Below are 13538 nucleotides of genomic sequence, written 5' to 3'. Positions count from 1 at the left end.
GTCAGGGCATCAGGTTCCCGACGCCGGCCGGCCGCACTCGGCCTCAGGCTGCCGCGCACTCCTCGCTGCCCTCGAAGAGCTCGCCCTCGAACAGGTAGGCCTCCACGATGTCAGTCACGCAGTCCGCGCCGGGACGGTAGGCCAGGTGGCCCTCGCCCTCGGAGATCAGCAGTGAGGAACCGGGCACCAGCTCGTGCATGTTCTCGGCCCATTCCACGGGAGTGGCCGGATCGCCGGTGGTGCCGATCATCAGCATCTCTCCGGCCTCCTGGGCCTGGTCAGGCTCCCAGGTCTCGCCCACCGGCTCATGCGGCCATTCGTCGCAGGTCAGGCCCGAATGTCCCAGATAGGGGCCGAAAGTCGGGGCAGCCTCGGTGAGAGCCTCCACCTCCTCCTCGATCTCCTCGGGCTCGGAGGAGACGGGGTAGTCCAGGCACATGATGGCGCCGAAGGCCAGCTGGCTCATCCAGTCGTAGGTGCCGTCCTGGTCGCGGCCCGCCGATTGATCGGCCCAGTACTGGAAGTGGAAGAAGTCGTCCTGCTCCAGGGCCGCGCTCAGTCCCTCATTGAGGAACTCCCAGCCCTGCGGGTCATACATGGGCAGGATGAACCCGTTGACGAACACGCTGATGGAGACGGTGCGCCCGTCCGGGGACTCCCAGGGCTGGTCCTCGACCTGCTCGAAGAGGTCCTGGACGGCGGCCACCACGTCCTCAGGCTCCCCGTCCACCGGGCAGTCCTCCTGCTCCACGCACCATTCGGCGTAGCTCTGGAGCGCGTCCTCGAAGCCCCGAGCCTGGGCCATCTCCAGCTCATGGGAGTCCACCGAGGTGTCCATCATCCCGTCCAGGACGAACCGGCCCACTGTCTCCGGATAGTGCTCGGCGTAGGTCATGCCCAGTTTGGTGCCGTAGGAGAAGCCCAGGTAGTTCAGCTCCTCCTCGCCCAGGGCCGCGCGGATGATGTCCATGTCCCGGGCCGCAGAGACGGTGTCCACATGCCGGAGCACCTCACCGGTGCCCTCCTCGCAATCTTCGGCGAGCTCGGAGGCCTGTTCGCGCGCCTGCTCCTGGGCCTGCTCATCATCCAGGTCCTCCTCCTGGACCTGCTCGCGGTAGTCGTCCATCTCCTCATCGTCCAGGCACTGGACCGGGGCGGAGCGGTTGACGCCGCGCGGGTCGAAGCCGACCACGTCGTACTCTTCGGTGACCGCGTCGGTGAAGGTGTGGTTGAGCTGCTCGGCCACGGTGTCGTAGCCGGAGGATCCGGGGCCTCCGGGATTGGTCAGCAGGTAGCCGGCGTCGTCGTCCTGCGCGGTCTCGGAGCTGATGATCTCGATCTCGATCTGCTCGCCCTCAGGATCCGAGTAGTCCATGGGAACGGTCACCGAGGCGCAGGCCCGCGAGCCCTCGCACGCCTCCCAGGAGAGCTCCTGGCCGTAGTACTCGGCGAACTCCTCCCGCTCCGCCAGCGGCGTCTCCTCATCGCCGGAGGGCTGGCCGGGCTCCCCCGGGCCGCCGGTCCCGCAGGAGGTCAGCAGCAGGACCAGGGCGGAGGCCCCGGCCAGCAGGGAACGGGATGATGCGCGTGTCACGAGGAGCGGCTTCCTTTCGCAGAGGCAGACTTCGGCGCGGCGGTGAAAGCCATCATCAGGGCCTCCATCGCCAGCAGCGGGGGCACGTTCTGCCCGATCCGTGCCCGGGCGGTGCTGATGGAGTCCAGGCAGGCCAGCGCACGCTCCGGGCTGGTGCCCTCAGCGTAGTCGGTGATCTCCCGGCGCAGATGCTCATTGATCAGCTCGACGCCGCTGCCCAGCTTCAGGCTCAGCACGTCCCGGTAGACCGCGGTCAGGTCGATCAGCGCCCGGTCCAAGGCATCGGCCACCGCACGTTTGGTCCTGCGGGTGTGGTCCTCCTCCATACGCTTGAACTGGCTGCGCAGCTTCGGGGGGATCTTCTCCTCCGGGTCCAGCCCCAGAGAACGGCGCAGGGCGGCCTGCTCCTGGGCCAGGCGCTCATCGGCGTCGGATTCGGCATCCGCCTGAGTCATCTCCACCAGCTTGCCTGCGGCCTGCACCGCATCCGAGGAGCTGCCCACACGCAGCGGCAGAGTGACGATGTCCTCACGGCGGCTCCGCGCCTCCGCATCCTGAGCCAGGCGCCGGGCCACGCCGATGTGGTTCTGCGAGACCCGGGCGGCGAAGTGCGCCTGCTCCTGGTTCAGCCCGTCCCGGGCGGCCAGCAGCTCGGCCACGGCATCGGCCGGCGGGATGCGTAGGCTCACCAGGCGGCAGCGCGAACGGATGGTCACCAGCACATCGGCCGGGCTGGGGGCACAGAGGATCCAGATCGTATGCGGCGGAGGCTCCTCGATGGACTTCAGCAGCACATTGGTGGCTCGCTCGGTCATCCGGTCGGCATCCTCGACGACGATCACGCGCCAGCGGGCGTTCTGCGGCCGGTCCTGAGCGGTGGTCACCAGCTCGCGGACATCCTCGATCCGGTAGGAGACGTTCTCCGTGGAGACCATCTTCACCGAGGGGTGCCCCTCGCCGGCCACCAGCTGGCAGGAGCGGCACTGGCCGCAGCCGGGGGAGTCGGGGCGCTCGCAGTTCAGCGCGGCGGCGAAGGCTCGGGCGGCGTTGGAGCGTCCGGAGCCCGGGGGGCCGGTGAACAGCCAGGCGTGGGCGGGGGTGCCGCTGCCGGCGGCGCGGCGCAGCTGCTCCACCACGGCGTCCTGGCCGACCAGCTCGTCGAAGACCGAGGTCGGCGTCGGGGTCTGGGGTGTCTGCGGGGCCTCTGCGGCCTGCGGTGTCTCAGCCATGCAGCAGCTCCTCTGTGCGGGCCCGGATCTGGGCCTGCACCGTCTGGGGGTCCTGGGCGGCGTCGACCACCAGGTAGCGGTGGGATTCGGCGGCGGCACGGTCCAGGAAGGCGGTGCGCAGCCGGGCGTGGAACTCCTCGCCGGCGGACTCCATCCGGTCGGCCCGGCCGTCGCCGCGGGCGGCCATGCGCTCGCGGGCCACCGCCGGGTCCAGGTCCAGCACGATGGTCAGATCCGGCTGGAGGCCTCCGATGGCCCAGTCGTTGACCTGAGCCACGGCCTCGGCGCCGAGCTCCCGGCCCAGACCCTGATAGGCCACCGAGGAGTCCACGTAGCGGTCGGTGAGCACCCAGGTGCCGGCTCGGAGGGCGGGTTCGATGCGCTGGACCACATGGGCGGCGCGGGAGGCGGCGAAGAGCAGCGCCTCGGTCCGCGGGTCGATCTCACCCTGGCCGTGCTCCAGCAGCAGCGAGCGGATCTTCTCTCCGACAGGGGTGCCGCCGGGCTCACGGGTGCGGTCGCAGGCCAGCCCCTGCTCGGTCAGCCAGGCTTCGAGCAGGTCGATCTGAGTGGTCTTCCCTGCGCCGTCCCCGCCTTCGACGGCGAGGAACCGTCCCCGTGTTCTCTCATTCACAGGAACCAGCCTACCGATCCGCACTGACCTGGTCCGGAGGCAGAACCGGGGCGGAGAAGCAGAAGCTGCAGGACCGTGCCCGCCAGGGCGGGGAGATCCTGCAGCTTCATCACAGCCGGTGGTGTGCCCGGTGTTACTTCTTGCCCTGGTTGGCCACAGCCTCGATGGCGTCCTTGGCGGCCTCCGGGTCCAGGTAGGTGCCGCCGGCCTTGACCGGGGCGAAGTTCTCATCCAGCTCGTAGTGCAGCGGGATGCCGGTGGGGATGTTGACCCCGGCGATGTCCTCGTCGCTGATGCCGTCCAGGTACTTCACCAGCGCGCGCAGGGAGTTGCCGTGCGCGGCCAGCAGCACCGTCTTGTCTGCCTTCAGGTCCGGGATGACCTCGGCCTCCCAATAGGGCAGGAAACGCTCGACGACGTCCTTGAGGCACTCGGTCTTCGGTGCGGCGTCGCCGAGGTCGGCGTAGCGCGGGTCGCCGGCCTGGGAGAACTCATCGTCGGTGTCGATCTCCGGCGGCGGGGTGTCGTAGGAGCGGCGCCAGGTCATGAACTGGTCATCGCCGTAGGTCTCACGAATCTGGGTCTTGTCCTTGCCCTGCAGAGCGCCGTAGTGACGCTCGTTGAGGCGCCAGTCGCGCTTGACCGGGATCCAGAGGCGGTCGGCGGTCTCCAGGGCGAGGTGCGAGGTGGTGATCGCACGCTGCAGCAGGGAGGTGTGGACGACGTCGGGAAGCAGCCCGTTCTCCTTCAGGAGCTCGCCGCCGCGGGCGGCCTCGGTGCGGCCCTTCTCGGTCAGCTGGACGTCGACCCAGCCGGTGAAGAGGTTCTTCTCGTTCCAGTCGCTCTGTCCGTGACGAAGCAGGATCAGGTTGTGTGCCATCAGTGGTGGGGTCCCTTCGAGACGTATGACGGGGGAGGGGTCAGCCGGAGACTTCGGGGTCGACGTCGGCGAGGTAGACCGAGGCCATGCAGGCGCCGATCACCGGGAAGAGGAAGCCGAAGGGGCCTCCCATCATGCCGAAGAACGAAAGCGCCACAGCGCCTCCGGTCATCGCCATCCAGAAGCCCTTGGTTCGTTTGAAGGCCGCTTCGAAGCGTTGCGCATTCTTCGGCAGACATTTGATGAGCGCCACCACCGAGAGGGCGAGGCAGCCCAGGCCGAAGGCCAGGAACAGATAGCCTTCGGCGATCGCGACGAAGTGCCAGACGGGCGAGGAGTTCATATACCGATGCTATCGGTTCTCGCGGAGGATTTCGGCGGCGGTGCGCAGCGCGCCGAGCAGGTCGTCGAAGAGATCCCCGGCATCTTCGATGCCCACGGACAGCCGGATCAGCCCCTCCGGCACGGTCTCCGGCTCCCCGGGATGACGACGCCTGCGCTCCGCCAGGGACTCGACGCCGCCCAGGCTGGTGGCCGGGGTCCACAGGCGCAGGTTCTCCAGAACGGCGTCGGCGGCCTGCATGCTGCCGGTGTCGATGGTGATGATGGCGCCGTAGCCGCCCAGCTGGGCGGAGGCGCGCTCATGCTGCGGATGGCTGGACAGGCCCGGATAGGAGACCGAACGCAGGGGCACGGTGCCTTCAGCGGCCAGAGCTTCGAGGCGGTGGGCCAGCTGGCCGGCGTTCTTCTCCGCGGCGTCCAGGCGGATCGCCAGGGTGCGGACTCCGCGCAGTGCGAGGAAGACCTCCATGGGGCCGGGGATGGTGCCGTGGAGGTTTCGGTGGGCGTGGAGGCGGCGGTGCAGCTCGGCGTCGGAGGTGACTGCGGCACCCATGATGACGTCGGAGTGGCCTGAGAGGAACTTGGTCACCGAGTGGACCACGATGTCGGTGCCGTGCTTGAGCGGGCGCTGGCGCAGCGGAGTGGCGAAGGTGTTGTCCACCGCGGTGAGGATGCTGCGTCGTCGGGCCTCAGCGGTCAGCGCGGGCAGGTCCGCGACCTCGAGCATCGGGTTGGTGGGGGACTCGATCCACAGCAGGACCTCAGCCTCCTGGGCCTGGGCCAGGGTGGAGACGTCCTGCAGCGTGGTGCGGACCTGTTCGGTCTCGGCGATGTCCACCCGGTGCAGAGTGATCATGCCCTTCTCCGCCATCTGCTGGGCCATCGTGAAGAAGCCCATATAGGAGTGCTTGGGGAGGATGACGTGGCTGCCCAGCGGCAGCAGGTTCAGCACCGCGGAGATCGCGGAGAGCCCGGAGGAGAAGAGCAGCGCGGGCTGGACCTCCACGGGCTGCTCCTGGTCCTTGGCCACCATGCCGCTGCCGAAGTAGGCCGAGCGGGTGCCGCCCTCGAGCCCGGCGATCAGCTCCTCCAGCGGGCCGAAGGAGGGGATGCCCTCGCGGGCGTAGACCTGGGGCTGCTCCACGCTGGGCCGGTAGGTGTAGGTGGAGGTGAAGTCCACCGGCGGGTTCACCGGGGAGTTTGGCTCATGCGGCCGGCCCGCGGAGACCACGAAGGTCCGCTCGGACTGTCCCGAGACGGTGTGCCAGGCATCACCCGCGGCGGGGGAGCTCTGGGATCCGGGGGTCTGGCCGGCTGGGTGGGGGCCGGCGTCGGGCGCCGACTGCCCGTGGTGCTGGTTCTCGCTGCTCACTCTGCCACCGTACGGGATCCCGGGCCTCGCCTTCCCGAATTGCGTACCTCATTGTCGACAATGCCGTCCGCGACCGTCGTATTCACGACAATCAGGTACACGATTCGGCGGGGACGGGCCGCCGGGAGATTCCTCCACAGACAGTCCTGCGAAGCGACGCCGCGCGCGGGACCCCACAGTTCGAGGGGTTCCGGGAAGCGCCGAGCCCCTCACGCATCAGAATCCCTGTATGCGCACGCCCGATCTCCTTCCCGCAGCTCTGAGAGGCCGTCCCTTCACGAGGGCCGAGGCACTGGCTCTCGGGGTGGCCGACAGCCGGCTGCGTGCCCGGGACATCCGCCGCGTGGCTCATGGGACCTACGAGGTGCTGCACCATTCCGGCGTGGACCGCAGCATCGGGCCTGCGGACGCTGCGGCGGTCGACCAGGCGGCACCTGACCTGGGCCTCCTCCGTGCGCTCTGTGCGAGGAATCCTCAGGTCTGGGTCAGCCACGTCACCGCCGCCCGGCTCTACGGGCTGCGCCTTCCGCCGCGCTTCGGTGTGGGGCCCATCCACCTCAGCGGCTTCGGACGGTCCCATCGGAGTCCCGCGGACCCGCCGATCCGTCTCCACCGGGCACGGCGTGCGGTGCCCCTGGCCGATCACCACGGGGTCAGCCTCTCCCGGCCTCACTGGGTCTTCGTGGAGATGGCTGCTCTGCTGACGGTGGACGAGCTCGTGGTGCTCGGCGATCAGCTGGTCAGGGAGCCTCATCGGGAGTTGGAGGTGCAGAAGGAGCCGATGGTCGGCGTCGGGGCGCTCCGCTCAGCGGTGCGGCGTGGGAGGGGGAGGACCGGCATCGTTCGTGCACGTGAGGCGGTCGAGATGGTGCGTGTGGGTTCCGACTCGCCGCCCGAGACGCTGATGCGTCTGGCGCTGGTGAGGGCCGGTCTTCCCGAGCCCGAGCTTCAGATCCCTCTCAGACCCGAGGATCGGTACAGGCCGGTGGCCGACGCCGGTTATCGGGAGAAGAAGATCGTGCTTCAGTACGAGGGTGCGCACCATTTCGGCCCGGAGCAGCAGGCCAAGGACGAACGGCGCAATGCTGACTTCCGCGCCGACGGGTGGGAGGTGCTGTTGGCGAATCGCACGGACCACCGCGACGGCTTCGCGCAGTTCACTCGACGCGTCCTGCAACTCTGGGCCACCCGCTGAGCTGACCTGCTCCGCAGGCTGCCGCGCCTCGAATCGTGTACCGCATTGGTGCGAATACGGGGATCGCGTACCGCAATATCGACAATGGGGTACGCAATTCGGTCAAGAGGAGCGGAGCCCCGCCACCCTCACTCGCTGTAGCGGGAGTCCCATTCGCCGGTGACCAGGTACTCCACCTTCTTGGCGACGGCGACCCCGTGGTCTCCGAAGCGTTCGAAGAAGCGGCTGGTCAGCACGCAGTCGGCCGTGGTGGCGGCAGAGGCGTCCCAGCCCTCGGTGGCGATGACGGTGAAGATCCCGGCGTGCAGCTCGTTGATCTGCTCGTTGAGCGCAGCGATCTCCTGCACCAGGTCCATCCCGCGGGTCTTCAGCAGCTTGGTCACCCGGTCGGCCACGGCGAAGGAGTGCTCGGCCATCTTCTCGTAGGTGGGGCGCAGCTGAGCCGGGGCGACCTGGTCCGGGTACCGCAGTCGCACCAGCTGCGCGATGTGCCGGGCCAGGTCGCCCATGCGTTCCAGGGAGGTGCTCATTCGGAGTGCGCCCACGATCATGCGCAGGTCCGAGGCCACCGGTCCCTGGAGCGCGAGCAGGTCGATGGCCTTCTCATCCAGCTCGACCTGCAGTCTGTCGATCTGTGTGTCAGCGGCGATGACCTCCTCGGCCAGCTGCACGTCAGCGCTCTCGAAGGACACATACGCCCGATCCATGGCTGTGGACACCAGTGAGGAGATCTCGATCAGCTGTTCGCCGAGGTTCTGCAGATCTTCCTGGAAAAGCTTGCGCACGTGAACGGGGTCCTTTCGTTGAGCATCACGGGGCCTGTGCCCGATCAGGGCCTGCGCCCCACCGGGACAGTCTGCTCCTCGTGGGTGAACGCCCCAGGCCACAGCAGTCGACGCGCAGGTGAACGTCAGTTGAATCCCTGGCATCGTGCCCGGCTCAGGGCGACGAGCATATGAACACATGCATAAGCTGTAGGGGTGGACCCCTTGATGATCGCGACCATCTCCGGCGTCGTCGGCCTCGCACTCGGCGTGGTCGGGATGCACGCCTTCCGGGTCAGCGAACGGCAGCGCGCCGCGGGCATCGACGTGGACGAGCCCACTATGCCCGAAGGCGCCACCGAAGTCCTGGCCTCGCTCGGACTGGCCTATATCGTGGTGGACACTGTGGACGGCGTCGTGCGCGCCAATCCTTCCGCCTACGCCTTCGGCCTGGTGCGCGGCCACACAGTGGTCCATGACGAGCTGCTGAAGCTGACCGCCCGGGTCCGCGCCGACGGCGTCATCATCGATCAGGAGTATGAGCTCCCGCGCGGTCTGCGCGGGGAGATGTCCATCGTGGTCCACCTGCGCGTGGCCCCGCTGGGCGATGAGTACATCCTGATCCTCGCCGATGACCGCACCGAGTTCTCCCGCATCGAGGCGGTCCGCAACGACTTCGTCGCCAACGTCTCCCATGAGCTGAAGACCCCGGTGGGCGCGATCAGCCTGCTCACCGAGACCATCGAGGGCGCAGCCGACGACGCCGACGCCGTCACCCGCTTCTCCCAGCGGCTCCACAAGGAGTCGCGCCGCCTGGCGGCGCTGGTCCAGGACATCATCGAGCTCTCCCGGGTGCAGGGGAAGAACATCGTCCATCAGGGCACTCCCGTGGACCTCAACGAGGTCCTCTCCGAGGCGGCGGACCGCTCCCGGTTGCCCGCGGAGTCCAAGAACATCGAGATCCGGCTGGGCGGCTCCCTGCCTCGGCGGGTCCACGGCGACGGCGACCAGCTGATGATGGCCTTCCGGAACCTCATCGACAACGCCGTCCGATATTCTCCGGAGAACACTCGGGTGGGCATCGGGCTCTCCTCCCGGGACGGGATCGCCCAGGTCACCATCACCGACCAGGGAATCGGAATCGCTCAGGAGGACCAGGAACGGATCTTCGAGCGCTTCTACCGAGTGGACGCCGCCCGCTCCCGCCAGACCGGCGGCACGGGACTGGGCCTGAGCATCGTCAAACACGTGATCAGCAACCATGGCGGAGAGGTCTCCCTCTGGTCCCAGCAGGGCAGGGGATCCACCTTCACCGTCCGGCTGCCGGAGCTGGATGAGTCCATGGACAGCCTGGACCTGCCCGGCAGTCCGCGGGCCGAGCAGGAGGCGCAGAGCTCCGCACGGGCCGCGCAGCAGCATGCTGACTCGCGCACATCGCATCGCACACCAGCACCTGATTCGTCAGGATCTGACTCAGCAGGAGGAACAGAGTGACCAGGATTCTCATCGTCGAAGACGAGGCCTCATTCTCAGAGGCTCTCGCGTACACCCTTGAGAAGGAGGGGTATGACGTCACTGTGGCCGAAGATGGAGTCTCCGCAGTCGACGTCTTCGATCAGGAGGGCGCCGACCTGGTCCTGCTGGACCTCATGCTGCCCGGACAGCCGGGCACCGAGGTCTGCCGGCAGATCCGCCAGCGCTCGCAGGTCCCGGTGATCATGCTGACCGCCAAAGACTCTGAGATCGACAAAGTGGTGGGCCTGGAGCTCGGCGCCGACGACTACGTCACCAAGCCCTATTCCTCCCGCGAGCTGCTGGCCCGTGTGCGCGCCGTGCTGCGACGCCATGTGGACACCGAGATCGACGAGGGCTCCATGGTATCCGCCGGCCCGGTCCGGATGGACGTGGAGCGCCACACGGTGGAGGTCGGGGGAGAGGCCGCCTCGCTGCCGCTGAAGGAGTTCGAGCTGCTGGAGATGCTGCTGCGCAACGCCGGACGCGTGCTGACCCGCGGCCAGCTCATCGATCGCGTCTGGGGCTCCGACTATGTGGGCGACACCAAGACTCTGGACGTGCACGTGAAGCGTCTGCGCGCCAAGATCGAGCCCGACCCCTCCAGCCCCCGCTACCTCATCACGGTGCGCGGCCTGGGCTATAAGTTCGAGGCGTAGAAATCAGCCCGGAGACCCGCCGAGCACCCCGTCCGCGTGCCCCGAGAACGAGACCGGACCTGCGCGGAGCTGAGCGCGTTAGACTGGTCTCTGGTCAGATCCGGTCTTGAGGTCAGGAGTGTGTATGAGCACCACAGAGAACAGCCAGCCGATCCGCCGAGCTCTGATCTCCGTCTATGACAAAACCGGTCTGGAGGACTTGGCCAAGGGTCTGCACAGCGCCGGCGTCGAGCTGGTCTCCACCGGCTCCACCGCCAAGCGGATCGCCGCAGCCGGTGTTCCGGTCACGGAGGTCTCAGAGGTCACCGGTTTCCAAGAGTGCCTGGACGGCCGGGTCAAGACCCTCCACCCCCGCGTGCATGCCGGCATCCTGGCCGACCGCCGCCGCCAGGATCACCGCTCCCAGCTGGAGGAGCTGGAGATCCAGCCCTTCGACCTGGTGGTCGTGAACCTCTACCCCTTCGCGGACACTGTGGCCTCCGGCGCCTCCGAGGATGAGATCGTCGAGCAGATCGACATCGGCGGCCCCTCCATGGTCCGCGCCGCGGCGAAGAACCACGCCTCGGTGGCCGTGGTGGTGGACCCGCTGCGCTACCGCGAGGTCCTCGCCGCAGCCCAGGACGGCGGCTTCACTCTGCAGGCCCGCAAGCGTCTGGCCGCCCTGGCCTTCGCCCACACCGCCGCCTATGACACGGCGGTGGCCCGCTGGACCTCCCAGCAGTTCGACGACGACTTCGACGCCTCAAGCCTCCCGGCCTCCCCGCTGGGCACCGATGACAAGAAGCTGCAGTTCCCGCCCTATTCCGGCCTGGCCCTGGAGCGGGTCACCGGCCTGCGCTACGGCGAGAACTCCCATCAGCCCGCCGCGCTCTACGCCGAGACACAGGGCAAGCCGGGCCTGGCCCAGGCAGAGACCCTGCACGGCAAGGCGATGAGCTACAACAACTACGTCGACGCCGACGCCGCAGTCCGCACCGCCTACGACTTCTCCGAGCCGGCGGTGGCGATCATCAAGCATGCCAACCCCTGCGGTGTGGCCGCCGGGGCCACTGTGGCCGAGGCTCATCAGAAGGCCCACGCCTGCGATCCGCTCTCAGCCTTCGGCGGCGTCATCGCGGCCAACCGTCCGGTGACCGAGGAGATGGCCGAGACCGTCTCCGGAATCTTCACCGAAGTGGTCGTGGCCCCGGACTTCGAGGATGAGGCACTGAAGATCCTCACCCAGAAGAAGAACATCCGTCTGCTGAAGCTGGCCGCCGAGCACAGCCGCGAACGGGTGGAGTACAAGCAGATCTCCGGCGGCATGCTGCTGCAGGGCTCCGACGCCCTCGACGCCGCCGGCGACAGCCCGGAGAACTGGAAGCTCGCCGCCGGCCCGGCCGCCGACGAACAGACCCTGGCCGACCTGGCCTTCGCCTGGCGCGCTGTGCGATCGGTGAAGTCCAACGCCATCCTGCTGGCCAGCGAGGAGGCCACTGTGGGCATCGGCATGGGCCAGGTGAACCGACTGGACTCCTGCCGCCTGGCCGTGCATCGGGCCAACACCCTGGCCGGCGACGGCGTGGACCGCGCCCGCGGCTCCGTGGCCGCCTCGGATGCCTTCTTCCCCTTCGCCGACGGGCTCCAGAGCCTGATCGCAGCCGGGGTGCGCGCCGTCGTGCAGCCTGGTGGATCCCAGCGCGATGAGGAAGTCATCGCCGCGGCCGAGGAGGCCGGCCTGACCATGTACCAGACCGGAGCCCGTCACTTCTTCCACTGAGAGACGCGTTATCCTCGGGGTACACCCCGGGCCCTGACGCAGCCTGATCAGCGGCTGAGGCGGGGCCTGCCCACCAGAGAGCGAGCCTGAGATGAGTCGATCTAGTACCTAGCCCCTCGGCGCAGACCTGCAGGGTCATGGCGCCGTCGGGGCATGCCGTGACCACTGCAGACCTCTGAAGCTGATGAAGGAGGCACTGTTCGATGGCCGAACAGCTGGACGATCTGGAGGTCCTGATCCGTGACGAGCGCCTGCGCGATCTGCGCAGGTCGCTGGACGCGCTGAACACCGGCGACGTCGTCGACTTCCTGGAGCGCCTGGGCGTGAAGGACCGCGCGGTCACCTTCCGCCTGTTGCCCAAGGACACCGCCGTCGAAGTCTTCGACATGCTGGACCAGTCCCTGCAGCGCGAGATCATCGAGGGGCTCAAGGACCTCGACGTCGCGCACTTCTTCGAGTCTTTGGACCCGGATGACCGAGTCCGTCTGATGGACGAGATGCCGGCCTCGGTGGCGCGGAAGATGATGCGCCACCTGGATCCGCGCGAGCGCAGCCTGACCAACATCGTCCTGGGCTACCCCGAGGGGACCATCGGACGTCAGATGTCCCCGGAGTTCGTGGCTCTGCCCGAGCGCTGGACCGTGGCCCAGGCTATGGAGAAGATCCGCCGCTCCGGACAGGACGCCGAGACCCTCTACACGCTGCCCGTGGTGGACCGCGCCCGGCTGCTCAAAGGTGTGGTCTCGCTGCGCGATCTGGTCTCCGCCGATGACGATGTGCTGATCGAAGGGCTCATGGCCGAGGCGGATTCGGTGGACGCCGACCACGACGCCGAGGACGCCGCACGCCTGTGTGCCGACCGCAAGCACCTGGCCATGCCGGTCACCGATAAGGAGCACCGGGTCATCGGCATCTTCACCGTGGATGACGCCCTGGACATCCTGGAGCGGGCGGAGACCGAGGACGCCGCCCGCCACGGTGGTGCCGAGCCGCTGAACCGCCCCTACCTCTCCACTCCGGTGCTGCATCTGATGCGCCTGCGTGTGGTGTGGCTGCTGGTCCTCGCCGTGGGCGCCACACTGACGGTGACCGTACTGGACCGCTTCGAGGACACTCTGGACTCTGTGGTGGTCCTGGCACTGTTCGTGCCGCTGCTGATCGGCACCGGCGGCAACGTCGGCAACCAGGCGGCCACCACGCTGACCCGTGCGCTGGCCCTGGGCGACGTCGCCACCAGGGACGTCTTCAAGGTCCTGTGGCGAGAGTTCCGCGTGGGCGTGACGCTGGGCGGCTCGCTGGGCGTGCTCTCCCTGCTGCTGGTGGGACTGATCTACGGCTGGCAGGTCGGCGCGGTCATCGGACTGACCATGCTGACCCTGTGCGCCCTGGCGGCCTCGGTGGGCGGTCTGATGCCGCTGCTGGCCAAGAAGCTGGGATTCGACCCGGCGGTCTTCGCCAACCCGTTCATCGCCACCTTCGTGGATGCTACTGGATTGGTGATCTACTTCCTGATCGCCCAGTCGATCCTGGGCATCTGAGCTGGGTCTCCGAACTGGGATCTGAGCTGGGCGGCGCTGAGCGGCCGTCACACCGTGAGG

At 68.1% G+C, this 13538-nt stretch carries 12 protein-coding genes; 5 read left to right on the top strand and 7 right to left on the bottom strand.

Going from position 1 to position 13538, the window contains the following annotated elements:
* Positions 1 to 43: 43 nt before the first annotated feature.
* The 6 genes from IEW85_RS08705 to IEW85_RS08680 form a co-directional block, all read right to left on the bottom strand.
* Positions 44 to 1594, bottom strand: a complete 1551-nt coding sequence (locus IEW85_RS08705) for an alpha/beta hydrolase (RefSeq protein WP_188684750.1) — start codon at positions 1592 to 1594, stop codon at positions 44 to 46.
* Entirely contained in the window at positions 1591 to 2823 is a 1233-nt protein-coding gene (locus IEW85_RS08700) for a DNA polymerase III subunit delta' (protein ID WP_188684748.1), read from the bottom strand. The genes IEW85_RS08705 and IEW85_RS08700 overlap by 4 nt, the downstream gene beginning before the upstream one ends.
* Complete coding sequence (tmk, locus tag IEW85_RS08695) at positions 2816 to 3457, bottom strand: dTMP kinase (protein ID WP_188684746.1); 642 nt, start codon at positions 3455 to 3457, stop codon at positions 2816 to 2818. Before tmk ends, IEW85_RS08700 begins: the two co-directional genes overlap by 8 nt.
* Positions 3458 to 3590: 133 nt before the next feature.
* Positions 3591 to 4337, bottom strand: a complete 747-nt coding sequence (locus IEW85_RS08690) for a phosphoglyceromutase (RefSeq protein WP_188684744.1) — start codon at positions 4335 to 4337, stop codon at positions 3591 to 3593.
* A gap of 40 nt (positions 4338 to 4377) precedes the next feature.
* Positions 4378 to 4680 (bottom strand): DUF2516 family protein, encoded by a 303-nt coding sequence (locus tag IEW85_RS08685; protein WP_188684742.1) that lies wholly within the window; start codon positions 4678 to 4680, stop codon positions 4378 to 4380.
* A gap of 9 nt (positions 4681 to 4689) precedes the next feature.
* Complete coding sequence (locus IEW85_RS08680; protein WP_188684740.1) at positions 4690 to 6051, bottom strand: trans-sulfuration enzyme family protein; 1362 nt, start codon at positions 6049 to 6051, stop codon at positions 4690 to 4692.
* 229 nt (positions 6052 to 6280) lie between these two features.
* On the opposite strand from IEW85_RS08680, the gene IEW85_RS08675 reads away from it, so the two are divergent.
* Complete coding sequence (locus tag IEW85_RS08675; protein ID WP_188684738.1) at positions 6281 to 7246, top strand: putative endonuclease domain-containing protein; 966 nt, start codon at positions 6281 to 6283, stop codon at positions 7244 to 7246.
* Positions 7247 to 7374: 128 nt separating this feature from the next.
* On the opposite strand, the gene phoU is transcribed toward IEW85_RS08675, so the two are convergent.
* Positions 7375 to 8031, bottom strand: a complete 657-nt coding sequence (gene phoU / locus IEW85_RS08670) for a phosphate signaling complex protein PhoU (protein WP_188684736.1) — start codon at positions 8029 to 8031, stop codon at positions 7375 to 7377.
* Between the two features lie 207 nt (positions 8032 to 8238).
* Here phoU and IEW85_RS08665 point away from each other — a divergent pair, with 207 nt between their 5' ends.
* From IEW85_RS08665 to mgtE, 4 genes are all read left to right on the top strand, one after another.
* Positions 8239 to 9504: a sensor histidine kinase gene (locus IEW85_RS08665; protein ID WP_229658920.1), complete on the top strand. Its 1266-nt coding sequence runs from the start codon at positions 8239 to 8241 to the stop codon at positions 9502 to 9504.
* The gene (locus IEW85_RS08660) at positions 9501 to 10181 is read left to right on the top strand and encodes a response regulator (protein ID WP_188684734.1); all 681 of its coding nucleotides are present in this window, start codon (positions 9501 to 9503) and stop codon (positions 10179 to 10181) included. The genes IEW85_RS08665 and IEW85_RS08660 overlap by 4 nt, the downstream gene beginning before the upstream one ends.
* 124 nt (positions 10182 to 10305) lie before the next feature.
* Entirely contained in the window at positions 10306 to 11940 is a 1635-nt protein-coding gene (gene purH / locus IEW85_RS08655; RefSeq protein WP_188684732.1) for a bifunctional phosphoribosylaminoimidazolecarboxamide formyltransferase/IMP cyclohydrolase, read from the top strand.
* 203 nt (positions 11941 to 12143) lie between these two features.
* The gene (gene mgtE, locus IEW85_RS08650; protein ID WP_188684730.1) at positions 12144 to 13478 is read left to right on the top strand and encodes a magnesium transporter; all 1335 of its coding nucleotides are present in this window, start codon (positions 12144 to 12146) and stop codon (positions 13476 to 13478) included.
* The last annotated feature ends 60 nt before the right edge of the window (positions 13479 to 13538 follow it).

Source organism: Nesterenkonia cremea, from assembly GCF_014642675.1.
GTDB lineage: Bacteria > Actinomycetota > Actinomycetes > Actinomycetales > Micrococcaceae > Nesterenkonia > Nesterenkonia cremea.
This window is presented reverse-complemented; position numbering and strand designations above follow the sequence as displayed.